At 61.5% G+C, this 21,429-nt stretch carries 18 protein-coding genes; 12 read left to right on the forward strand and 6 right to left on the reverse strand.

What is annotated here, in order from left to right:
- Positions 1-69 precede the first annotated feature (69 nt).
- Together BFP96_RS15670 and BFP96_RS15675 are read left to right on the forward strand one after the other, a co-directional pair.
- Entirely contained in the window at positions 70-474 is a 405-nt protein-coding gene (locus BFP96_RS15670; RefSeq protein ID WP_003176975.1) for an acyl-CoA thioesterase, read from the forward strand.
- A gap of 65 nt (positions 475-539) precedes the next feature.
- A complete protein-coding gene (locus tag BFP96_RS15675) occupies positions 540-1,439 on the forward strand; it encodes a D-hexose-6-phosphate mutarotase (RefSeq protein ID WP_065893024.1) in 900 nt (299 codons plus the stop codon).
- Positions 1,440-1,497: 58 nt separating this feature from the next.
- On the opposite strand, the gene BFP96_RS15680 is transcribed toward BFP96_RS15675, so the two are convergent.
- From BFP96_RS15680 to BFP96_RS15700, 5 genes are all read right to left on the reverse strand, one after another.
- On the reverse strand, positions 1,498-2,034 hold the full coding sequence (locus BFP96_RS15680; protein WP_065893023.1) for a DUF3299 domain-containing protein: 537 nt from the start codon (positions 2,032-2,034) through the stop codon (positions 1,498-1,500).
- 77 nt (positions 2,035-2,111) lie between these two features.
- Positions 2,112-2,357 (reverse strand): GlsB/YeaQ/YmgE family stress response membrane protein, encoded by a 246-nt coding sequence (locus tag BFP96_RS15685; RefSeq protein ID WP_065883801.1) that lies wholly within the window; start codon positions 2,355-2,357, stop codon positions 2,112-2,114.
- A 105-nt stretch (positions 2,358-2,462) separates the two neighbouring features.
- Positions 2,463-3,548 carry a 5-(carboxyamino)imidazole ribonucleotide synthase gene (locus BFP96_RS15690; RefSeq protein WP_065936547.1) on the reverse strand — a complete coding sequence of 362 codons (1,086 nt, stop codon included), beginning with the start codon at positions 3,546-3,548 and terminating at the stop codon, positions 2,463-2,465.
- Positions 3,549-3,560: 12 nt separating this feature from the next.
- Positions 3,561-4,052, reverse strand: coding sequence for a 5-(carboxyamino)imidazole ribonucleotide mutase (gene purE, locus BFP96_RS15695; RefSeq protein WP_003195648.1), 492 nt, complete (start codon positions 4,050-4,052; stop codon positions 3,561-3,563).
- 357 nt (positions 4,053-4,409) lie between these two features.
- Complete coding sequence (locus BFP96_RS15700; protein ID WP_065883805.1) at positions 4,410-5,318, reverse strand: LysR substrate-binding domain-containing protein; 909 nt, start codon at positions 5,316-5,318, stop codon at positions 4,410-4,412.
- A gap of 183 nt (positions 5,319-5,501) precedes the next feature.
- Here BFP96_RS15700 and aspA point away from each other — a divergent pair, with 183 nt between their 5' ends.
- The 7 genes from aspA (at position 5,502) to BFP96_RS15735 (ending at position 17,866) form a co-directional block, all read left to right on the forward strand.
- Positions 5,502-6,926 carry an aspartate ammonia-lyase gene (gene aspA / locus BFP96_RS15705; RefSeq protein WP_065883807.1) on the forward strand — a complete coding sequence of 475 codons (1,425 nt, stop codon included), beginning with the start codon at positions 5,502-5,504 and terminating at the stop codon, positions 6,924-6,926.
- Between the two features lie 390 nt (positions 6,927-7,316).
- Entirely contained in the window at positions 7,317-8,762 is a 1,446-nt protein-coding gene (locus tag BFP96_RS15710) for an alanine/glycine:cation symporter family protein (protein ID WP_065936548.1), read from the forward strand.
- Positions 8,763-8,838: 76 nt separating this feature from the next.
- Positions 8,839-9,816 carry an asparaginase gene (locus BFP96_RS15715; RefSeq protein ID WP_065936549.1) on the forward strand — a complete coding sequence of 326 codons (978 nt, stop codon included), beginning with the start codon at positions 8,839-8,841 and terminating at the stop codon, positions 9,814-9,816.
- A gap of 50 nt (positions 9,817-9,866) precedes the next feature.
- Positions 9,867-10,859, forward strand: a complete 993-nt coding sequence (locus BFP96_RS15720) for an AraC family transcriptional regulator (RefSeq protein ID WP_065936550.1) — start codon at positions 9,867-9,869, stop codon at positions 10,857-10,859.
- Positions 10,860-10,991: 132 nt separating this feature from the next.
- The gene (locus tag BFP96_RS15725) at positions 10,992-12,026 is read left to right on the forward strand and encodes a histone deacetylase family protein (protein WP_065936551.1); all 1,035 of its coding nucleotides are present in this window, start codon (positions 10,992-10,994) and stop codon (positions 12,024-12,026) included.
- Entirely contained in the window at positions 12,023-13,114 is a 1,092-nt protein-coding gene (locus tag BFP96_RS15730; RefSeq protein ID WP_065936552.1) for a polyamine ABC transporter substrate-binding protein, read from the forward strand. Before BFP96_RS15725 ends, BFP96_RS15730 begins: the two co-directional genes overlap by 4 nt.
- A gap of 126 nt (positions 13,115-13,240) precedes the next feature.
- Positions 13,241-17,866, forward strand: a complete 4,626-nt coding sequence (locus BFP96_RS15735) for a dermonecrotic toxin domain-containing protein (protein WP_065936553.1) — start codon at positions 13,241-13,243, stop codon at positions 17,864-17,866.
- A 7-nt stretch (positions 17,867-17,873) separates the two neighbouring features.
- Here the strand turns inward: BFP96_RS15735 and BFP96_RS15740 are convergent, their stop codons facing one another.
- On the reverse strand, positions 17,874-19,412 hold the full coding sequence (locus tag BFP96_RS15740; protein WP_065936554.1) for a MocR-like pyridoxine biosynthesis transcription factor PdxR: 1,539 nt from the start codon (positions 19,410-19,412) through the stop codon (positions 17,874-17,876).
- Between the two features lie 88 nt (positions 19,413-19,500).
- Here BFP96_RS15740 and BFP96_RS15745 point away from each other — a divergent pair, with 88 nt between their 5' ends.
- Genes BFP96_RS15745 through BFP96_RS15755 form a run of 3 tightly spaced genes read left to right on the forward strand, consistent with a single transcriptional unit; the run spans position 19,501 to position 21,264 of the window.
- Positions 19,501-20,139, forward strand: coding sequence for an FMN-binding negative transcriptional regulator (locus BFP96_RS15745; RefSeq protein ID WP_065897695.1), 639 nt, complete (start codon positions 19,501-19,503; stop codon positions 20,137-20,139).
- Entirely contained in the window at positions 20,136-20,582 is a 447-nt protein-coding gene (locus BFP96_RS15750) for a GNAT family N-acetyltransferase (RefSeq protein ID WP_065883826.1), read from the forward strand. The genes BFP96_RS15745 and BFP96_RS15750 overlap by 4 nt, the downstream gene beginning before the upstream one ends.
- 10 nt (positions 20,583-20,592) lie before the next feature.
- Positions 20,593-21,264, forward strand: coding sequence for a GNAT family N-acetyltransferase (locus BFP96_RS15755; RefSeq protein ID WP_065936555.1), 672 nt, complete (start codon positions 20,593-20,595; stop codon positions 21,262-21,264).
- Positions 21,265-21,429 lie beyond the last annotated feature (165 nt).

The following is a 21,429-nucleotide window of genomic DNA, read 5'->3' on the forward strand; positions in this document are numbered from 1 at the left end:
AACGTTTTTCCAGAAGACGGCTATCCACTTGAAATACCCATGAAGCGTCACGGGTCAGAGGCCCTCGGCATGATCGAACTCGAACAAGAAGATCCTATCCCGCAAGGCGATCTCGCCCTGCAAATCACTGCACTTCCACGTGAAACCAACGGTTTTGGCGATATCTTCGGTGGCTGGCTGGTCGCGCAGATGGACCTGGCCGGCACGGCAATGGCCAGCAAGGTGGCCGGCGGACGTGTAGCCACCGTGGCCATTGATCGCATGGCATTCCTGGTCCCGGTCGCGGTGGGCGCGCAGTTGTCCTTCTATACCCAGGCCCTGGAAATCGGCCGCAGCTCGATCCAGATGATGGTCGAAGTGTGGAGCGACGACCCGCTGTCCAGCGAATGGCGCAAGGTGACAGAGGCGGTGTTCGTGTTCGTCGCCATCGACGGCAGCGGCCGCACGCGCTCGGTTCCGTCGCGCGCGCGTTAAACCTCATCGGGGTTTCACGGTCAATTGCCCCATTGCCCATTGCCTGCCATTGAGAGAGCTTTGTTATGCCGACGCCCCACGTTGAAACCGTGAAAATCGACGAGCTGGACTGCTGGCGCATCCGCCACAACGGCGCCGAATTGATGGTGGCCCAACAGGGAGCGCATCTCTTCAGTTATCAGCGCGATGGCGAGCAGCCGCTGATCTGGCCGAACCCCGAGGCGGTGTTCAAGCAGGGCAAAGGCATTCGTACCGGCGTCCCGGTGTGCTGGCCGTGGTTTGGTGTATTCGAGCGCAACCCGCAGAGCGTCAAGGCGATGCGTCAAAGCGATCAGCCGGCCGGCGCCCACGGTTTTGTGCGGACGGCGTTGTGGGAATTAGCCGCAACCAGGCTTGAAGGCCAGGCGTTGCGGGTGGACCTTGCGCTGCCCGTACCGGCAGGCGGCTTTCCTGGCTGGCCTCATCAGGTCGACCTGACGTTGAGCCTGGTGCTGGACGACCAGTTGCATATCCACCTCACCAGCCATAACCGTGGCACTGACACCGTGACCTTCAGCCAGGCATTGCACACCTACTTCGCCGTCAGCGATGTGCGCAACGTGCAGGTCGAAGGCGTGGAGGGGGCGACCTATATCGATACCGCCGATGGCTGGACCGAGAAAACCCAGTCCGGCCTGCTGCACTTCAGTGCCGAGACTGACCGTATCTACCTCGATACACCGGCCCGCCTGAGCATCCTCGACAAGGACTGGCAGCGTCGCATCCAGCTCACCAGCGAAGGGTCGAAATCGACCGTGATCTGGAACCCATGGACCGAACGCGCCAAGGCCTTCGATGACATGGCCGACGATGGCTGGCAGGGGATGTTGTGCATCGAGACGGCGAATGTGCTGGACGATGTGGTGGCGTTGGCACCCGGCGAAAGCCACACCCTGGGCGTGAGCATCGCCAGCATTCCTTTGTAAACCCAATCAAAAATGTGGGAGGGGGCAAGCCCCCTCCCACATTGTTATGTGTTGGCTGTTAGAGATCGGACTCCTTCACCACCCGCACCTTCCCTGCATCCAGCGCATACGCCGCGTCCGCCAGGTCGTTATTCACCTTCTCCACCTTCAAGGTTCCGGTCACCCACAGCGGCGTGTAGATATCATCCAGCTTCAGCCCCTTGGGATAGCGCACCAGCACCAGTTGGTTGGGCGGCGGTGGCGGCACATGGATACACGCGCCGGGGTACGGCACGAGAAAGAACAGGGTGCTGCGGCCCTTGGCATCGGTTTCCAACGGCACCGGGTAGCCGCCGATACGGATGTGCTTGCCGTTCATGGCCGCCACGGTCTTGGTGGAATACATCACCGCCGGCAAGCCTTTGCTCTGCTTCAGGCCACCCTTGTCGGTAAAGGTGCCTTGGGCTTCGGGCGAGTTGTGATCGATCTCGGGCATGGCTTCGAGGGCTTTCTGATCCGACAGCGGCATCAGCTCGAGCCAGTCGGTTTCCGGCAGTTCGCCGGCGTGGGCCAGGCCTGAGCCCAGCAAGAGGAGAGTCAACAGGAAACGGCGCATGGAGAGGCTCGGCAAGTACAAGTGCCGAGCATTCTAGCCCTCTGCGCCTGCGCAGCGCAGAGGACTTTGTCGGCTGATTACTTTCTTTTGATCAGGCCGTAGATGACCAGCAGCACGATCGCACCGATCAGCGCACCGATAAAGCCTGCGCCTTGACCGGCCTGGTAGATCCCCAGCGCCTGGCCACCGTAGGTTGCAGCCAGGGAGCCGGCGATACCCAGCAGAATGGTCATGATCCAGCCCATGCTGTCGTCGCCAGGCTTGAGGAAACGCGCCAGCAGGCCGACGATCAAGCCGATAAAGATGGTTCCAATGATACCCATGGCATTTCCCTCTGATTGGTGTGAGTCATGCCAAAGCCTAGTCAGACTTTGGCATCCTGCAATCAGAGGGACGCCGAGCCTTAATGGTTCCCGCGACGATGCAGCTTATTGTTCGGCGATCAGCGCTTCGACCTTGAGGATCTGCGCCTGCAGGGTCGCGCGGTCCTTGCAGCGCAGGTTGGCGTGACCCACCTTGCGCCCTGCCTTGAAGGCCTTGCCGTAGTGATGCACATGGCAATCGTCGATCGCCATGACTCGCTCAACCGGCGGCACCACGCCGATGAAGTTGAGCATGGCGCTCTCGCCAACCTTGGCCGTGGAGCCCAAGGGCATGCCCGCCACCGCGCGCAGGTGGTTCTCGAACTGGCTGCACTCGGCGCCTTCGGTGGTCCAGTGCCCGGAGTTGTGCACGCGTGGGGCGATTTCGTTGGCCTTGAGACCGCCATCGACTTCGAAGAACTCGAACGCCATCACGCCAACGTAATCCAGCTGCTTGAGCACGCGGCTGGAATAATCCTCGGCCAGGGCCTGCAGCGGGTGGTCGGTGCTGGCGACGGACAGCTTGAGAATGCCGCTGTCGTGGGTGTTGTGCACCAACGGATAGAAGCGGGTTTCGCCGTCACGGGCACGCACGGCGATCAGCGAGACTTCACCGGTGAACGGCACGAAGCCTTCCAGCAGGCAGGCGACGCCGCCCAGTTCGGCAAAGGTGCCGACCACATCGGCCGCCGTGCGCAGGACTTTCTGGCCCTTGCCGTCATACCCCAGGGTGCGGGTTTTCAACACGGCCGGCAGGCCGATGCTGGCGACGGCGGCGTCCAGGTCCGCCTGGGACTGGATGTCGGCGAAGGCCGGGGTCGGGATGCCCAGGTCCTTGAACATGCTCTTCTCGAACCAGCGGTCGCGCGCGATGCGCAGGGCTTCGGCGCTCGGGTACACCGGGACGAACTGCGACAGGAACGCCACGGTTTCGGCCGGGACGCTTTCGAACTCGAAGGTCACCAGGTCAACTTCGTCGGCCAGTTGACGCAGGTGATCCGGGTCGCTGTAGTCCGCGCGCAGGTGTTCACCCAGGGCTGCCGCGCAAGCGTCCGGCGCCGGGTCCAGGAAAGCGAAGTTCATCCCCAGCGGGGTTCCCGCCAGAGCCAGCATGCGACCCAGTTGGCCGCCACCGATTACACCGATTTTCATCAATCAACACCCTCAGGCGATGCGTGGGTCTGGATTGTCCAGCACGCTGTCTGTCTGCTCAGCACGGAATTTTTTCAGCACCGCATGGAACTGCGGGTGCTTGGCGCCCAGGATACTGGCGGACAGCAACGCGGCGTTGATCGCGCCGGCCTTGCCGATCGCCAGGGTTGCCACCGGAATGCCGGCCGGCATCTGCACGATGGACAACAGCGAATCCACGCCCGAGAGCATTGACGACTGCACCGGTACACCGAGCACGGGCAGGTGAGTCTTGGCTGCACACATGCCCGGCAAATGCGCCGCACCGCCGGCACCGGCAATAATCACCTCGATGCCACGGGATTCTGCTTCATCGGCATACTGGAACAGCAAGTCCGGGGTGCGGTGGGCGGAGACCACCTTCACTTCGTACGGAATGCCGAGTTTTTCCAGCATATCGGCGGTGTGGCTAAGGGTGGACCAATCGGACTTGGAGCCCATGATCACGCCAACCAATGCACTCATCGTCGTGCCTCTTCTCTCTGGGCGCCCGCAGGCGCGTCAAAAAACAACAAGCCACGCGGGAAATCCGGCGTGGCTTGGTGTACGAATTAAGGCCGGTTGGACCGGCCGAAGGCCGCGCAGTATACCGTAATAATTCAGATAAACAGCCCCTGGGATGACCATCTGTCTTGCCGCCCAAACCGGCGGTTTTATTGACTCAAGAGTCAGTCCAATACACCGCAAAACCCTGTGGGAGGGGGCTTGCTCCCGATAGCGGTCTGTCGGTGACATATTCAGTGCCTGACACACCGCAATCGGGGGCAAGCCCCCTCCCACATTTGCCCTGCATTGGGCCTGATACTGGGCCCGAGACTGGGCTCAGGTATTTTGCGCCGCGCCACCTTCCAGCTTGCGCCACAACAACCGCACATTCGCCTTGCGCACCAGCGCGCAGCGATACAGCCGAATCTCCAGCGGCACATGCCATTGCGCCCCGCCACACACCACCAACTCGCCACGGGCCAGTTCCGCCCGCACGCTCAACTGCGGTACCCAGGCGATACCCAGACCTTCCAGCGCCATGCTCTTGAGGCTGTCGGCCATGGCGGTTTCATAAATGGTGGTAAAACGCAGCGCACGCTGGCGCAGCAGCAGGTTCACCGAGCGTCCGAGAAAGGCGCCGGCACTGTAGGCCAGCAACGGCACGCTGCCCTCGCCTTCCAGATCGAACAGCGGCTTGCCATCGGCATCGGCGGCGCACACCGGGAGCATTTCGGTGTTGCCCAGGTGCAGCGAGGGAAAGATCTCGGCGTCCATCTGCATCGCGGCATCCGGGTCGTAAAACGCCAGCATCAGGTCGCAGCCGCCTTCGCGCAGGGCGTGCACGGCATCGCCGACGTTGGTGGCGACCAGCCGCGTGGCGATGTTCAAACCTTCGTTGCGCAGTTGGGCGATCCAGCGCGGGAAAAAACCCAATGCCAGGGAGTGAGCCGCCGCCACCTGCATGACCTCCCCCTGCCCGCCTTCCAGATGATGCAAATGGCGCAGCACTTCACCGAGTTGCTCGACCACCGTGCGCGCGGTGACCAGGAACAATTGCCCCGCCGCCGTCAGCTCCACCGGCGTGCGTGAGCGATTGACCAGGGTCAGCCCCAGCGCCGCTTCCAGGCTGCGAATACGTCGACTGAACGCCGGCTGGGTGACAAAGCGCCGCTCCGCCGCCTGGGAAAAGCTGCGCGTCGCCGCCAGGGCGCTGAAGTCTTCCAGCCATTTGCTCTCAAGGTTCATCACTGCCTCCCACGGGGAATGCACCATTTTGGCACACACGCCCGGCATGGTAACCGGGTCACATCGACATTATGCCGTTTGTGCATAGGCCAGTGCTTAACAGCATTGGCCCAAAAACTCTCAAAAGCCTAGCATTCACAGCGTTCCGGCCAGTTCCGGGTCCCTATCGAGATGATTTCCGTCATGTCCTCTGCTGCATCTTTCCGTACCGAAAAAGACCTGCTTGGCGTACTCGAAGTACCTGCCCAAGCGTATTACGGCATCCAGACCCTGCGAGCGGTGAACAACTTCCGCCTCTCGGGCGTTCCGATTTCGCATTACCCGAAATTGGTGGTCGGTCTGGCAATGGTCAAGCAAGCAGCAGCGGACGCCAACCGCGAACTGGGCCAGCTCAGCGAAGCCAAGCACGCGGCCATCAGCGAAGCGTGCGCCCGCCTGATTCGCGGCGATTTCCACGAAGAGTTCGTGGTGGACATGATTCAAGGCGGCGCCGGCACTTCCACCAACATGAATGCCAACGAAGTGATCGCCAACATCGCGCTGGAGGCCATGGGCCATCAGAAGGGTGAGTACCAGTACCTGCACCCCAACAACGATGTGAACATGGCGCAGTCGACCAACGACGCCTACCCGACCGCGATCCGTCTGGGTCTGCTGCTGGGCCATGACGCGCTGCTGGCCAGCCTCGACAGCCTGATCCAGGCCTTCGCCGCCAAAGGTGTCGAGTTCGGGCATGTATTGAAAATGGGCCGCACCCAACTGCAAGACGCCGTGCCGATGACCCTCGGCCAGGAATTCCGCGCCTTCGCCACCACCCTGAGCGAAGACCTGGCCCGCCTGAAAACCCTGGCGCCGGAGCTGCTCACCGAAGTGAACCTGGGCGGCACCGCCATCGGCACCGGCATCAACGCCGACCCACGCTACCAGGCCCTGGCCGTACAACGCCTGGCCACCATCAGCGGCCAGCCGCTGGTACCGGCGGCCGACCTGATCGAAGCCACCTCCGACATGGGCGCCTTCGTGCTGTTCTCCGGCATGCTCAAGCGTACCGCGGTGAAGCTGTCGAAGATCTGCAACGACCTGCGCCTGCTGTCCAGCGGCCCACGCACCGGCATCAACGAAATCAACCTGCCGGCGCGCCAGCCAGGCAGCTCGATCATGCCCGGCAAGGTCAACCCGGTGATCCCGGAAGCCGTGAACCAGGTGGCGTTCCAAATCATCGGTAACGATTTGGCCCTGACCATCGCGGCCGAAGGCGGCCAGCTGCAACTGAACGTGATGGAGCCGCTGATCGCCTACAAGATCTTCGACTCGATCCGCCTGCTGCAACGCGCCATGGACATGCTGCGCGAGCACTGCATCGTCGGCATCACCGCCAACGAAGCGCGCTGCCGCGAACTGGTGGAGCACTCCATCGGCCTGGTCACCGCGCTGAACCCCTACATCGGCTATGAAAACGCCACCCGCATTGCGCGAATCGCCCTTGAAAGCGGTCGCGGTGTGCTGGAACTGGTGCGTGAAGAAGGCTTGCTCGACGACGCCATGCTCGACGACATCCTGCGCCCCGAAAACATGATCGCTCCACGCTTGGTCCCGCTGAAGGCCTAAGTGTTTGTTGCACCGCTCACCAGGCTGAGAGACTAGACACCTCTCACCTTTTGAGGGCCTGAAGGCTCGTTCTTCAGGCCCTTTTTTTTGCCTTGAGGTTGCTTATGACGCCTATAAAAAATCCAATATCGCACCGCTTACCCACCTCCCCTCTCACCGCTTCGCTGAAACCTTTAATCAGGCCGAGCAGACGGATCACGTTCGCCTAGGTATAGTGCCGCCCCTCTTCGTGTCAGAGATCGTCGGTAACGAGGTCCTGTACAGCGCGAAACCGCATGAATAACAACACCCGCAAAAGGATTGGGGTCGAACGTCGCGCACTGCCTGGTGCCGAGCGATGCGTCGCACCGTCCTGCGTTTGCCATTAGAAAAATCAGCGAGGAACACTCCATGCTCGAAGTCATCAACGACTTCCTCTCAGGGAAAGTACTGATCGTGCTCATTGTCGGGCTCGGCGGTTATTTCACGATCCGCTCGCGTTTCGTTCAATTGCGTCACTTTTTCCACATGTTCTCGGTGTTTAAAGACAGCCTGAAAAGCAGCTCCGGCCAACTCAGCTCGTTCCAGGCGCTGATGCTCAGCCTGGCCGGCCGTGTGGGCGCCGGTAACATCGCAGGCGTCGGCATTGCCGTGACCCTAGGTGGCCCGGGCGCCGTGTTCTGGATGTGGGTCACCGCGTTGGTGGGCATGTCCTCGAGTTTTATCGAGTGCTCCCTGGGTCAGTTGTACAAGCGCACCGATGCAGAAGGTGCCTACCGTGGCGGCCCGGCCTATTACATCCAGCACGGCCTGCACAAACGCTGGCTGGGGATGGTCATGGCGTTCCTGCTGCTGGTGACCTTCGGCTTTGCCTTCAACGGCCTACAAGCCCACGCGGTTACCCACTCGCTGAATAATGCCTTCGGTCTCGACACCACTTACACCGGCCTCGCGCTGGCGGTGTTGCTGGGCCTGGTGTTCATTGGCGGGATCAAGCGTATTGCCTCGATCGCCGACCTGCTGGTACCGGTCAAGACGCTGGTCTACATCGCCGTGACCCTGTACGTGATCGTGCTGCAGTTCGACCACGTGCCGGCCATGCTTGCGACCATCGTCAAGAGCGCCTTCGGTCTAGACCAGGCCTTCGGTGGCCTGGTGGGCAGCGCGATCATCATGGGCGTCAAACGCGGCGTGTTCGCCAACGAAGCCGGTTTAGGCAGTGCGCCCAACGTGGCGGCAGTGGCCTCCGTGGAACACCCGATTGCCCAAGGTGTGGTGCAAGCGTTCAGCGTGTTCCTCGACACCTTCGTGATCTGCACCTGCACCGCGTTGCTGATCCTGCTCTCCGGCTTCTACACCCCGGGTTTTGAAGGCGACGGCATTGCCCTGACCCAGAACTCCCTGGCCGCCGTGGTCGGTGACTGGGGCCGCATGTTCATCTCGGTCGCCCTGGCGTTGTTCGTGTTCACCTCGATCATGTACAACTACTACCTGGGCGAGAGCAACCTGCGCTTTCTGGTCGGCAACAACCGCAAGGTACTGATGGGCTATCGCGCCTTGGTGCTGGTGCTGATTTTCTGGGGTTCGATCGAGAACCTGAGCACCGTGTTCGCCTTCGCCGACATCACCATGACCATGCTCGCGTTCGTCAACCTGTTCGCCCTGGCGTTCCTGTTCAAGATCGCCATGCGCATCCTCAACGACTACGACAGCCAGCGCGCAGCAGGCATCAAGACCCCGGTATTCGATTCCAGCCAGTTCCCCGACCTGGACCTGGACCGCAAGGCCTGGCCGGCCAACCCGGTAAAATCCGAAGCAGCAGCGTCGGCTGAACTGAGCGCCCAGGCGCAACGTTAATCACCGCCAGATGACACGCCGCCCGGCCTTGGGCATGCTCTGGGCCCGGCGGCGTTTTTCGTTCAGGAGATTGTTCATGCAAGCAGCCAACAACGTCATGGTGCTCTACACCGGCGGCACCATCGGCATGCAGGCCAGTGCCAACGGCCTGGCACCCGCTTCCGGTTTTGAGGCGCGTATGCGCGAGCAACTGGCCGACGCACCCGTGCCCACGTGGCGCTTTCGGGAGATGTCGCCGCTGATCGACAGCGCCAATATGACCCCTGCCTACTGGCAGCGCCTGCGCAGCGCCGTTGTCGAGGCCGTGGACGACGGCTGCGACGCCGTGCTGATCCTGCACGGCACCGACACCCTGGCGTACAGCGCGGCGGCCATGAGTTTTCAACTCCTCGGTCTGCCGGCACCCGTACTGTTCACCGGCTCGATGTTGCCGGCAGGCGTGCCCGACAGTGATGCCTGGGAAAACGTCAGCGGTGCGCTGACGGCACTCGGGGAAGGCCTGGCACCCGGCGTGCAATTGTATTTCCACGGCGCGCTCATGGCGCCCACCCGGTGCGCGAAGATCCGCAGCTTTGGTCGCCATCCGTTTGCCGCCTTGCAACGTAACGGCGGCGTCTCCCAAGCCGACATGATCCCCGCGGCCCTGCATTACCGCCAGCCCAAGTCTGAAGCCAGGGTCGGCGTCCTGCCGTTGGTGCCGGGCATCGCCGCCGACCTGTTGGATGCGCTGGTCGACAGCGGCCTCCAGGCGCTGGTGCTCGAATGCTTCGGCAGCGGCACCGGCCCAAGTGACAACCCGGCCTTCCTGGCCAGCCTGCAACGTGCGCAGGATCAGGATGTAGTAGTGGTTGCGACCACCCAATGCCATGAAGGCGGCGTGGAGCTGGACGTCTACGAAGCCGGCAGCCGCCTGCGCGGTGTGGGCGTGCTGTCCGGTGGCGGCATGACCCGCGAGGCGGCCTTCGGCAAGCTCAACGCCCTGCTCGGGGCCGGGTTGCCGACCCGCGAAATCCGTCGCCTGGTGGAACTGGACCTGTGCGGCGAACTGAACTGAGCGGCATGTAACTTGCTCCACTTCCAGCCTATCCATGGCTGGAAGTCCCCATGCTGCACTCCCATCTCACCACCCTCAATGCCGTGTCTCTGGTGCTCAGTACCTTCGAGGCCGAAGGCTTGCCCCATGCCGCGTTATTGGCCGGCAGCGGCATCTGCGCAGCGGACTTGCGCCGCGCCGACACGCGTATCGCCACGCATCAGGAGATGCAGGTGTGCGCCAACGCCGTGGCCCTGCAGCGCGATATCGGCTTGATCGTGGGGCGGCGCATGCATGTTTCCTCCTACGGCATGCTCGGCTATGCCCTGCTCACCAGTGCCACTTTCGGTGACGCTTTGCGCCTGGCCCTGCGTTATCCGGCGCTGTTGGGAACACTCTTCGAACTGAGCCTGGAGGAAGACGACGAACGTATCTGGTTCACCGCCGGCGATTACCGCGAGAGCCCCGCACTGACGGCCTTCAATGTCGAGTTGTGCCTGGGGTCGTTGAAAGTTATCTGCGACGACCTGCTCGGCCATCCACTGCCCCTGTTGGGCGCTCGTTTCGAGCACGACGCGCCGGATTATCAAGCGCGTTACGTCGAGAGCTTCGATTGCCCGCTGCAGTTCCAGGCCACGGCCAATGCATTCGCCTTCGATAAACGCTGGCTTGCCCAACCCCTTCCGCTGGCTGACGCCGTGACCCAACAGGCCATGGTCGAGCGCTGCCGGAAACAGAACACCGAATTCACCGGACGCGAGGCATGGCTGGGGCGAATCCGTCAGTTGCTGGCCGCGCAACTGCACGCCGCACCCGGGCTGGAGGGCCTGGCCCGGCAAATGAACTGTTCCGCACGCACCCTGCGTCGACACTTGCACCACCTGGGCTGCAGCTATCAGGAACTGCTCGATGAGTTGCGCTTTGAACGCGCCAAACAGTTATTGGCTGACGATCTGTGGCCGATCCACCGGATAGCCGAAACGCTGGGGTTCAGCGAAACGGCCAGCTTCAGGCATGCCTTCGTACGCTGGAGCGGCGTCGCGCCGAGCCAATTTCGCGCATGACGCCCCGTTCAGGGGCCCATTGCGGACACACAGGCTGGCCATATTTATCCCCTTTTGGCCGCTCCTGCCGTTCTCATAAATCGCACCCGCCGCAAGACTGCATGCACCGACAGAGCCTGCGGAGAACAACACATGCTGACGATCTACTCGGACGATCACCACCTGCACCACGGCCGCTGTGAATTGATGGACGGGCAACTGATGCCCTGCTTTGAAATGCCCTCGCGCGCCGACCACGTGCTGCAACGCGTCAAAGACCGTGACCTGGGCCCGGTGCAGGCGCCGCAGGACTTCGGTCTGGCGCCGCTGCAACGTATTCACAGCCGCGACTATCTCGACTTCTTCAAGGGCGCCTGGCAACGCTGGACCGAGTACGGCCAGGATGGCGACCTGTTGCCCTACACCTGGCCCGCGCGCACGTTGCGCCGCGTGATGCCCGCCAGCCTGCACGGCCAGCTGGGCTATTACAGTTTCGATGGAGGCGCGCCGATCACCGCCGGCACCTGGCAAGCGGCCTACAGCGCGGCGCAAGTCGCCCTCACCGCCCAGGCCGCCATCACGCAAGGCGCCCACAGTGCCTTTGCGCTGTGCCGCCCGCCCGGGCATCACGCCGCCAGCGACCTGATGGGCGGTTATTGCTACCTCAATAACGCGGCCATCGCCGCCCAGGCGTTTCTCGACCAGGGCTGCAAAAAGGTCGCCATCCTCGATGTGGACTACCACCACGGCAACGGCACGCAATCGATTTTCTACTCGCGCAGCGATGTGCTCTTCACCTCGATCCACGGCCATCCGGAGGCGGAGTTCCCATTCTTTCTCGGGTATGCCGATGAGCTGGGAGAGGGTTCGGGAGAAGGGTTCAACTTCAACTATCCGTTACCGGCCGGCGCCACCTGGGAAACCTGGAGCGCCGCGCTTGAACAAGCCTGTGCCGAGATCACGCGCTACGGTGCCGATGTCATCGTTGTCTCCCTGGGCGTGGACACCTTCAAGGACGACCCCATTTCGCAATTCAAGCTCGACAGCCCGGACTACCTGGCCATGGGTCGACGCATCGCGCAGCTCGGCACGCCAACGCTGTTTGTGATGGAAGGCGGCTACGCCGTGGAAGAAATCGGTATCAACGCCGGCAACGTGCTTGAAGGTTTCGAGGAAGCAGCCCAATGAACATACTCAAATCGCTCGTCCTGTGCGTCGCGGTGGCCAGCGGCGCGGCACAGGCCGAAGAGAAAACCCTGAAGGTCTACAACTGGTTCGACTACATCACCCCCAAGGCCCTTGAGGACTTCAAGGCGCAGAACCCGTCGATCAAACTGGTGTACGACATCTTCGACACAAACGAGGCGCTGGAAGCCAAGCTGCTCACCGGCAATTCCGGCTATGACGTGGTGGTGCCCTCCAACGTGTTCCTGGCCAAGCAGATCGAAGCCGGGGTGTTCCAGCCCCTGGACCGTAGCCAGTTGCCCAACTGGAAGCACCTGGATCCCAAGCTGATGAAGCTGATCGAAGCCAACGACCCCGGCAATCAGTACGCCGTGCCCTACATGTACGGCACCATCCTGATCGGCTTCAACCCGGCCAAGGTCAAGGCGGCCCTGGGCGACGACGCGCCAGTGGACAGCTGGGACCTGATCTTCAAGGAAGAAAACATCAGCAAGCTCAAGCAGTGCGGGGTCGCGCTGCTGGATTCGCCCTCGGAGATCCTGCCGCTGGCCCTGCAGCATCTGGGCCTGGACCCCAACAGCGGCAACCCCAAGGACTACATCAAGGCCGAAGCGCTGCTGATGAAAATCCGCCCGTACATCACCTACTTTCACTCCTCCAAATACATGGCCGATATCGCCAACGGCGACATCTGCGTGGCCGTGGGCTATTCCGGCAGTTTTTCCCAGGCCGCCAACCGCGCCAAGGAAGCCAAGAATGGCGTGACCGTGGATATGCGCCTGCCCAAGGAAGGCGCGCCGATCTGGTTCGACATGCTCGCCATCCCCAAGGGTGCTAAAAATCCGGGCGACGCCTACACCTTCATCAACTATTTGTTGCAACCCAACGTCATCGCACCGGTCAGCGACTTCGTCGGTTATCCCAACCCGAACAAGGACGCCACCGAGTGGGTCGACCCGGCGATACGCAACAACCCCAACCTGTACCCGACCGACGCGGCCATGACGACGCTCTACACCCTCAAGCCCCTGGACAGCAAAGCCGAACGCGCCAGGACCAGGGCCTGGACCAAGATCAAATCCGGCACCTGAAACACCTTGCTTTGACGGGCGCCTTCGCGGGCGCCGCGATTTATCTACCGTCCTCCCGGCTATGGCCATCGCTACCTTGCACCTCCTCGACGCCCGTCCAGGCCAGCGATTGCAGAGGAGCAACACATGCCCAACGACCTACATAACACTAATCACCGCCCCCCCAGCACCTATGAACTGCTCACCCAGTTAACCAACGGGCCCACCACCCACGAGGTCGCCGCCATCACGTTGCGCTCGGCACTCCGAGACCTCTACCCCGCGCTCAATATCGACCCTGACCTGGCAATGGTGGTCAGCCCTCGCTGGCACATCGTGGGCAGTGCTGTCGAACCGGCGCCAGCCGTTATCCAGTCCCTGACCTCGGTACTGGCCAACCAGGCGCTGTCCGGCGAACGAGTGACTTACATCGATGGCGAGCACTTCCTCACGCTGCAGCCGAACGCGGCGGCGCCTGTACACCTTGAGGTGAAGATCGATGCCATCGCACGCCTGATCAACGAGTTGTCCGCCTTGCTGTTCACCGCTTTTCAGGAACAGCAGCTTAATTTCTGGAACGCCTCCAACGGCAGCACCGGGCCACGCTGGCGGACATTTTCCAACTCACTGAGAAAAGTGTGGAACGTCAACGAAGAGCAGGGCTTGGCAGAGCACGAAGCGGCCATGGCCCGTGGATTTTTCCAAGAGCCCGACCGGGCGAGGCGCTCGTTGAATGATCGCTACCAGAGTCGTGCCTACCTGGTCGATATCGACCTGCTTCGGGACGGCGAGTCCACCCACATCAGTTTTACGGACATCGCCGTACTGGTTGGCGAGCACGACAAGCGCCAAATGGTCCTGACGCACTCGCTGGTAAGCGGGTACGAAAGCTTCGCGTCAGTCGAAGCATTCGGCGCCTCACTGCCGGCCCGGTTGAGTGCGCCGGAGCGCGATACCACGTTGCAGTGGCGTCTCTATGAGCCCGATGGCAATTTTTTCGACGCGCTGGCCTGCACCCTGATTGACCTGCAAATCCGCACCATCGGCAGTTACAGCCAAGCCGCTGTCGATGAGCCGGCACAGGAGCAGCCAAGCCCTGTCACCGTCGCCCGCATTGTGCCCAGCATCGAAGAGATGAGCGATCACCAACTCTCGAGTATCCGAGAGATTCATCAACAACTGCCCGACTGGCTGGCTTCGGCGTCGGACTCGGACACCGCCGCCTACAGCCGCTATATGATCGACCTGGCCCAACTGCACGCCCACTACCAGGGCGAAACATTCCAGGACGGCATTGCGCCCATTCGGGACTATGCCCGCACACAGCTGCAAAGCCGCATCCAGTCGCATAAGGACGGTGCGCGCCTGAACCTGGACAAAATCGAGGTGGTGATCGAAAGCCCGGTGATATGGGGCACGTTCATCGTGCCGGGCAGCGTGGACATCACCCGTCGCGGCCTGATCGATCTGGCGCTGGACAACCTCACCGGCCTGCCCACCGGCAATATCACGGTGCGCTACGGCGACAATGACGATGGTGTCCCCAACTGGCTGACCTTCAGCTATGTGAAAGACCTGATCGAAGACATTGATATCGGCGAACACTACCCCGCGCTGATCAAACAGAGACTGCTCGATGAACCGGTGCAATCCAATCACCGCCAACAGCTCTATACCAGCCATCTACGCCTGCAACTGCCGCTGCTGGCCCTGCAAATGAAAATCCGCAGGCAGGGCGCAATTGATGAGCTCGGCTACCGCTACGTTGCCGCCGTGATGCACACCGATGAACACGATCGCCACGTAGACGGGCAGCCCATTGTTATCCGCGCCCTGGCCTTCGTGCCCACCTTGCGCCCCGGCCATGAGCGCGACGTGGTCGCCAATATGTTCGTGATCGGTCCAAGGGACGCCAGCGCCGGCCCGTGCCTGCTTTATCGCCCGTTGCTGGAACCGGTGCTGATGCAATACCCGGCACGGCAAAACCTGTTGTACGCGATCAAACATGAGCGCCCCTTGCGCGAATCGGTGCTGGCCTGGCTGCCGCAGGCGCAGAGCTTCAACTACGCCCAATACGTGTTTCCCGACACGTTGCCCTCGCCCTGGACGGTGGTGCGCGCCCTCGTCGAGCCCCTCACCCTGCTCTACATGAGCGGCCCCGTGACCATGGCCGATGAAGAAGTGGGCAATGACGCCCTGGCAACGCTGTTCAAGGCCAATGCCACCGCCATGATCGAACTGGCGGCCCGTCAGTCGGTGTCCAATGTACAGAAACGCTGGGCGACGTTTCGCCATACCGGCTGGCAAATATTCAACGCGGCCCTGCCATTCATGGGCCGCACCGTCGGAATTGCCGCCTGGATCTGGCAAATCATGGACGACCTGCAAGCCACCGAGGAAGCGGTAAACAAGGGGGATCAACACGCCTCGTGGACCGCATTAGTGGATGTATTCCTCAACCTGGGCATGGCTCTGACCCTGCACATCGCCCTACGCCATCCCCGCCCGCCGGGACAGTTCGGTGCGCCGAAGATCGAAACTGAATCCGAGTCGACAATGATCGACACCGCCGGTAAACCACCTGTTGCCGAAAAAACATACACCGCCGTGCAACAAGCAGATATTCCCGACAACCAACTGCCCGCCAAGCATCAGGGCGCCGTACACATCCTGGGGGCCCTGGGTCATAGCCGCTTGGGCCTGGCCAGGACACTCGACAGTTTCAACGTTGCCAAACCCGACAAGCTTGGCGCGCAAAACAAAACGCGCGGGCGCCACTTGAATCTGTATCCACTTGCCGACAAATGGTATGCACCGGTTGGTGCGCGCTGGTTCGAAGTCAGGGTGGATGACAACGACAGTGTCATCATCATTGACCCGCAGGCACCGTTGCGCACGGGCCCGCCGCTGATTGGCAATCTGGCGGGCCAGTGGTTTGTCGACATCCGCTTGCGACTGCGCGGCGGCGGCCTTCGCAACCGTCAGCGTGCGGTCAAGGTCAATCAGCCTGAGCGCATTACCGCACTCATGGCCCAGCTCAACGCCTTTGATGCGGTCGCCGCCAGGCAACAGCTGGACGTGCTTGAGTCAAAGCCCGAACTGGACGCCGCCCCTGGCCCTTCCACGGACCTGCTGCGTACAGCGTTCATAGGTAAAGTCGACAACCGGCTGACGGCGTACGATGAGGCGATCAGTCAGCTGAAATCCTTGAGCATCATCGATGCCGTGCCCGCCTATCAGGGCAACATGAGTGAATACCTGAAGCAGCAAATACAACTGACTCAGGTAGTCATGGAACAACAACTGGTGAGCTATAAGGAGGCCCTGGAATCGTCGTTCCCAATCCTCGATGCCGAGGTGGACATTGACTATAAAAACCAGGCGCAAAGCGCGCAAAACCTGTCCACCTTGAACCTGGCAATCATCAAGCGCCTGGAGTTCATCAACGACCGTTTCAGCGATCTCAAAGTGCTGGGAGATGAAGGCGCAGCGGTCATTCAAAAAGCCCTGAGCGAATTGCCACCGCTCACCCTCGCCGAGCTCAAATCCCAGGAGATCGGCTTGGGTCGCTACCTGTGTATCGATGAAGAGCAAAGCCAGATCCCCGCCACGCTGCGAGAGCAGATGAACCAGTGCGTCGACACAGCCGAACTTAACGTTGAGAGTTTCACTGAAGTTGTGAGACGGGGCAGCGACACGTCGCTGGATGAGCGCATTGATGTGCTCAACAGCCTGGTTGAGCAATTTTCCAGTGCAGATCAACGTCTGCTGGAGCTACACGCCGACCATCCGCAGTATCTGCTGAAAACCCGCCTGCAGGGTTTTCGCCAGCAGATCGGCGGATTCAGCCAGCGCGCCATTCACGACCTGGCGCAACTGCTGCGCGAGAAAAAAGCCCTTGAACCCAAGCCCGGCAGCTCAAAGGCCTCGCACACGCCACGACGCAAAATAATCAAGACACGCTACGACGGCGTGTTAATAGCTCAACCCCGTGAGTCCGACAGTACCCTGGTCGATGTGAGGACGTCCGTGACAGGCAAGGTGCTCGCTACGTTTCATGAAAAAACCCCAGGCGTCTGGGTCAAGCGGCAAAAGGTTACCTCCGCATCGCCAGTGCCTGCCACGCTGGACCTGGATACCAGCATCAACACCGGACAAACGCTGTTGAATGCCGAGCAGGCTGAAACCCGCAAATACCAGGGCTTCTCGCGTAAACCCTGGCACGCGCCGCAGGATATCCAGGATATGTACGAGGCCTACGCCAAACAACTGGAGGGTGCGTCAAACGACATCGAGCAAGCGCTGACCCGGCGCAATCTCACCGAAAGCGACCATACTTCCGCCGCTTCGACCAAACGCAACCTCAACGACGCAGCACAGCGGCTTTATCACCTGGGTAGAAAAACCTACATCGAGATGATCAAACACCAGCCGCCCACTGCGGCGCGGGTGGAATGGCTGCAAAACCAAGGGCTGATCAGGATCACCAGAACCTTCAGCCGTCGCGCCGTCAAAGGGCCCCCAAAGGGCTATCTGGACGAGTACGAAGTACGCGATAAAGAGACCAACGCCGTGCTGTGGTACGCGCACTTTCACTACGCAACGAAAGGCGCCGCCCTTGAGAGATTCGACAAGGCCCACCTCAAGACGCGCGAACAACAGCGGCTCGGTGGCGCTCGTCAACGCACCGGCCCCAGTGACTGGGAAATGATAGAAATCCACCGCAGCAGCATCGGTGATCAACTGGCCAAGTCGCTGTTCTTCGACAGCTGATCGCCTTTTATGCCTGCCAAACCTCGCGCAAACGTGCCAGCGCCTGCGCGATGGCCGCCTCGGGCACGGCGGCAAACCCCATCAACAGGCCTGCGTGCTGGTCCGCTGGTGGGCTTGTGCCAGCCAGCCAATAGCTACTTAAACCGGTGATCTCAACCTCTACCGCACGAGCCTGCGCGAGCAACGCCTGCTCGCGGGCCAGGCTGTCCACTCGCACGGTCAAGTGCAGCCCGGCCGCAACGCTGGGCAAGGCGCCGACGCCGGGCAACCCATCGGGCCAACCGGCCAGCAAGGCGTTGCGTCGGTTCAATGCAGCGCGACGCATTCGGCGAATGTGGCGTTGGAAGTGCCCCGCCGCCATGAACTCTGCCATCACCGCCTGGGTGCTGACTTCGGAATGGCGCATGTCCACGGCGCGCCGCCGGGTAAACGCTTGCACAAGGGCCGCAGGCAACACCAGATAGCCCAGGCGCAACGCGGGGAACGCCACTTTGCCGAACGTGCCGACGTATAACACGCGGCCACTGCGATCCAGCGCCGCCAGGGGCGACAGCGGCGCACCGCTGTAGCGGTACTCTCCGTCGTAGTCATCCTCGACGATCCAGCCACCCGTACGCTCGGCCCAGGCCAGCAACTCCAGACGCCGGGCCAGGCTCATCACCACCCCCAACGGATATTGATGGGAAGGTGTGACATAGGCCACGCGGCAGTCATGCAGAGCGTTGAGCACCTGGCAATCCAGGCCCTCGCTGTCTACCGGCACACCCTGCAATCGCCCACCGGCCAGGGCGAATGCATGGCCGGCCGCACGGTAACCCGGATTTTCCACCGCCACCCCATCACCCGGCTCAACCAGCAGCTGTGCACAAAGGCTGATTGCCTGCTGTGCACCACTGGTGATCACAATTTGTTCAGCCGTGCACTGCATACCCCGTGAGCTGCGCAGGTACGCGGCAATCAAGCCACGCAGGCGGCTGTCACCTGCCGGGTCGCCATAACACAGCTGTTCCAGGTCGGGTTTGCGCCAGAACGCCCCGTTGAGCTTGGCCCACACTTCAAACGGGAACAGGTCGAAGGCCGGCACGCCCACGCGAAAAGCACGAGGTGGACCTGAAGGCGGTTGAGGCAGGTGATGATTTTTTACCCGCGCCAAGCCCGTGCTGTGGATAACTTCATCGTCAAGATGTTCCGGTAAATCCGCCCATTTTGTGGATAACCCTGGGGATAAGCCTGTTGAAAACCCTGTGGATACTTGTGTGGATAGTTTTTTCGGCATCGGCAATTGGGCGACATAGGTGCCATCTCCCACCCGACTTTCGATAAACCCTTCCGCGTACAGCTGATCGTAGGCGCGCACGACGCTGTTGCGAGAGATCGACAGTGCCGCCGCCAGATCACGGGTAGCGGGTAACCGTGTACCACTGACCAACCGTCCATCCAGCACGCGCTGGCGCAGGGCCTCATAGAGTTGGCGCGTCAGGCCCTGGCGGCGGTCCAGTTCAATACCGGCAGGGTTGAAGGATAAAGGCGGCGCGATGGACGGCATATTGGACCTATGAAAATAGCGCTAGATGGCTCTTACAACGAACCAATAGCCTGCCTAGGATGCAGGCATTCGCCAAGGAAAATTTCCCATGTACACCCCCCGCGCCTTTGCCATCGATGATTTGCCCCAACTCCAGCAACTGATCCAGCACACCCGTCTGGCGCAGTTGGTGACCGTGGGAGAAAACGGCCTGCAAGCCAGCCACCTGCCACTGCTGCTCAACCCCGATGAAGGTCCCAACGGCACGCTTTACGGGCACTTGGCCAAGGCCAACCCGCAATGGCGCGAGCTGCAAAATGGCCATGAGGCGCTGGTGATCTTCGCGGGGGCCGACGCCTATGTCAGTCCGGCGTTTTACCCGGCCAAAGCCGAACACGGCAAAGTGGTGCCGACCTGGAACTACATGGCCGTGCACGCCTATGGCAAGGCGCAGGTGTTCAACGACGCCGAGCGATTGCTCAAGGTGGTCAGCGCCCTCACCGAGCGCCATGAAAGTGGCCGCGCCCAACCCTGGGCGGTCAGTGACGCACCGGCGGACTACATTGACGGCATGCTCAAGGCCATCGTCGGCTTCGCCCTGCCCATCGAACGCGTGATCGGCAAGCGCAAGCTCAGCCAGAACCGCAGCGCGGCCGACGTGGCCGGCGTGCGCGAAGGCCTGGCCGCCAGTACCGATGTGCGTGACCAGGCCCTCGCCCGCTTTATTCCCCAAGGAGTTGCACAATGAGCCAGATCGACATTCGCCAAGTCACCGCCGCCGACCACACCGCCTGGCTCCCGTTGTGGCAGGCGTATTTGAAGTTCTACAACACCGAACTGCCGGACGCCGTCAGCCAAAGCACCTGGCAACGCCTGATCGACGCCCGCGAGCCGACTCATTCGGCACTCGCCTGGCAGGACGGCAAGGCAGTGGGCATGGTCAACTTCATCTACCATCGTTCCAACTGGAGCATCGAGAACTCCTGCTACCTGCAGGACTTGCTGGTGGACCCAGCCCAACGTGGCACTGGCGTGGGCCGCAAGCTGATCGAATTCGTCTACGCCACCGCCAAGGCCGATGGCTGCTGCAAGGTGCACTGGTTGACCCACGAGACCAACGCCACCGCGATTCAACTGTACGAACGCATCGCTGAACGCCCAGGTTTCATCCAATTTCGCAAAGGTCTTTAAGGAGCGCAGCATGGTCACTTCCCCCGCCGACTGGAAAGGCGCCCCCGCGCCTGCCGCGCAACTGCTTGAAGGGCGCTTCATTCGCCTGGAAAAGCTCGACCCGGCGCGTCACGCCGAACAACTGTGGCAAGCCCTCGAGGGCCCCGGTGCCGACCCGACGTTGTGGGACTTTTTGCCCTACGGCCCTTTTCCCGAGCGCAGCGCCTTCGATGCCTGGCTGAACAACCATGCCGCCAGCAGCGACCCGTATTTCTTCAGCGTGGTCGACCGCGCAAGCGGCCAGGTCCAGGGCATCCTCAGCCTGATGTCCATCGTCCCCGCTCACGGGCGTATTGAAATCGGCCACGTCACCTTTGGCGCACCGATGCAGCGTTCGCCAAAAAGTACCGAAGCGGTGTACCTGCTGGCCAAGTACGCGTTCGAGCAGGGCTACCGCCGCCTGGAATGGAAGTGCAACAACGGCAATGCGCGCTCCAGGTATGCAGCCGAGCGCCTGGGGTTCAGTTTTGAAGGCGTGTTCCGCCAGCATATGGTGGTCAAGGGGCAGAACCGGAATACGGCGTGGTATTCGATGCTCGACTCGGAATGGCCGAAGATTGGCGCGGGGTTTGAGGCGTGGTTGTCGGAGGAGAACCAGGCCGGTTCCGGTCAGCTCAGAACACTGGCCGAATGCCGAACCTGAACCTCACTCGCAACACAAAACATGTGGGAGGGGGCTTGCCCCCGATGGCGGCCTCTGGCCGACCAGGATGTTGGATTGGAACGAGTACATATCCGTTTCTGCGGTAACGGCCACTTAGGGTTCCGCCCTGACGGCGGCTCACTTTTGAAAAGCGCAAAAGTAAGC

Origin of the sequence: Pseudomonas sp. 34 E 7, from assembly GCF_900005715.1 — a bacterium.
GTDB lineage: Bacteria > Pseudomonadota > Gammaproteobacteria > Pseudomonadales > Pseudomonadaceae > Aquipseudomonas > Aquipseudomonas orientalis_A.

Excerpts from the sequence above, each read along its gene's own strand:
- BFP96_RS15680 (WP_065893023.1), bottom strand. The coding sequence starts at position 2,034 with ATGCGCCGTTTCCTGTTGACTCTCCTCTTGCTGGGCTCAGGCCTGGCC.
- BFP96_RS15730 (WP_065936552.1), top strand. The coding sequence starts at position 12,023 with ATGAACATACTCAAATCGCTCGTCCTGTGCGTCGCGGTGGCCAGCGGC.
- BFP96_RS15715 (WP_065936549.1), top strand. The coding sequence starts at position 8,839 with ATGCAAGCAGCCAACAACGTCATGGTGCTCTACACCGGCGGCACCATC.
- BFP96_RS15745 (WP_065897695.1), top strand. The coding sequence starts at position 19,501 with ATGTACACCCCCCGCGCCTTTGCCATCGATGATTTGCCCCAACTCCAG.
- BFP96_RS15710 (WP_065936548.1), top strand. The coding sequence starts at position 7,317 with ATGCTCGAAGTCATCAACGACTTCCTCTCAGGGAAAGTACTGATCGTG.
- BFP96_RS15735 (WP_065936553.1), top strand. The coding sequence starts at position 13,241 with ATGCCCAACGACCTACATAACACTAATCACCGCCCCCCCAGCACCTAT.
- purE (WP_003195648.1), bottom strand. The coding sequence starts at position 4,052 with ATGAGTGCATTGGTTGGCGTGATCATGGGCTCCAAGTCCGATTGGTCC.
- BFP96_RS15685 (WP_065883801.1), bottom strand. The coding sequence starts at position 2,357 with ATGGGTATCATTGGAACCATCTTTATCGGCTTGATCGTCGGCCTGCTG.
- BFP96_RS15755 (WP_065936555.1), top strand. The coding sequence starts at position 20,593 with ATGGTCACTTCCCCCGCCGACTGGAAAGGCGCCCCCGCGCCTGCCGCG.
- BFP96_RS15725 (WP_065936551.1), top strand. The coding sequence starts at position 10,992 with ATGCTGACGATCTACTCGGACGATCACCACCTGCACCACGGCCGCTGT.
- BFP96_RS15750 (WP_065883826.1), top strand. The coding sequence starts at position 20,136 with ATGAGCCAGATCGACATTCGCCAAGTCACCGCCGCCGACCACACCGCC.
- BFP96_RS15670 (WP_003176975.1), top strand. The coding sequence starts at position 70 with ATGATCGAACTCGAACAAGAAGATCCTATCCCGCAAGGCGATCTCGCC.
- BFP96_RS15690 (WP_065936547.1), bottom strand. The coding sequence starts at position 3,548 with ATGAAAATCGGTGTAATCGGTGGCGGCCAACTGGGTCGCATGCTGGCT.
- aspA (WP_065883807.1), top strand. The coding sequence starts at position 5,502 with ATGTCCTCTGCTGCATCTTTCCGTACCGAAAAAGACCTGCTTGGCGTA.
- BFP96_RS15740 (WP_065936554.1), bottom strand. The coding sequence starts at position 19,412 with ATGCCGTCCATCGCGCCGCCTTTATCCTTCAACCCTGCCGGTATTGAA.
- BFP96_RS15675 (WP_065893024.1), top strand. The coding sequence starts at position 540 with ATGCCGACGCCCCACGTTGAAACCGTGAAAATCGACGAGCTGGACTGC.
- BFP96_RS15720 (WP_065936550.1), top strand. The coding sequence starts at position 9,867 with ATGCTGCACTCCCATCTCACCACCCTCAATGCCGTGTCTCTGGTGCTC.
- BFP96_RS15700 (WP_065883805.1), bottom strand. The coding sequence starts at position 5,318 with ATGAACCTTGAGAGCAAATGGCTGGAAGACTTCAGCGCCCTGGCGGCG.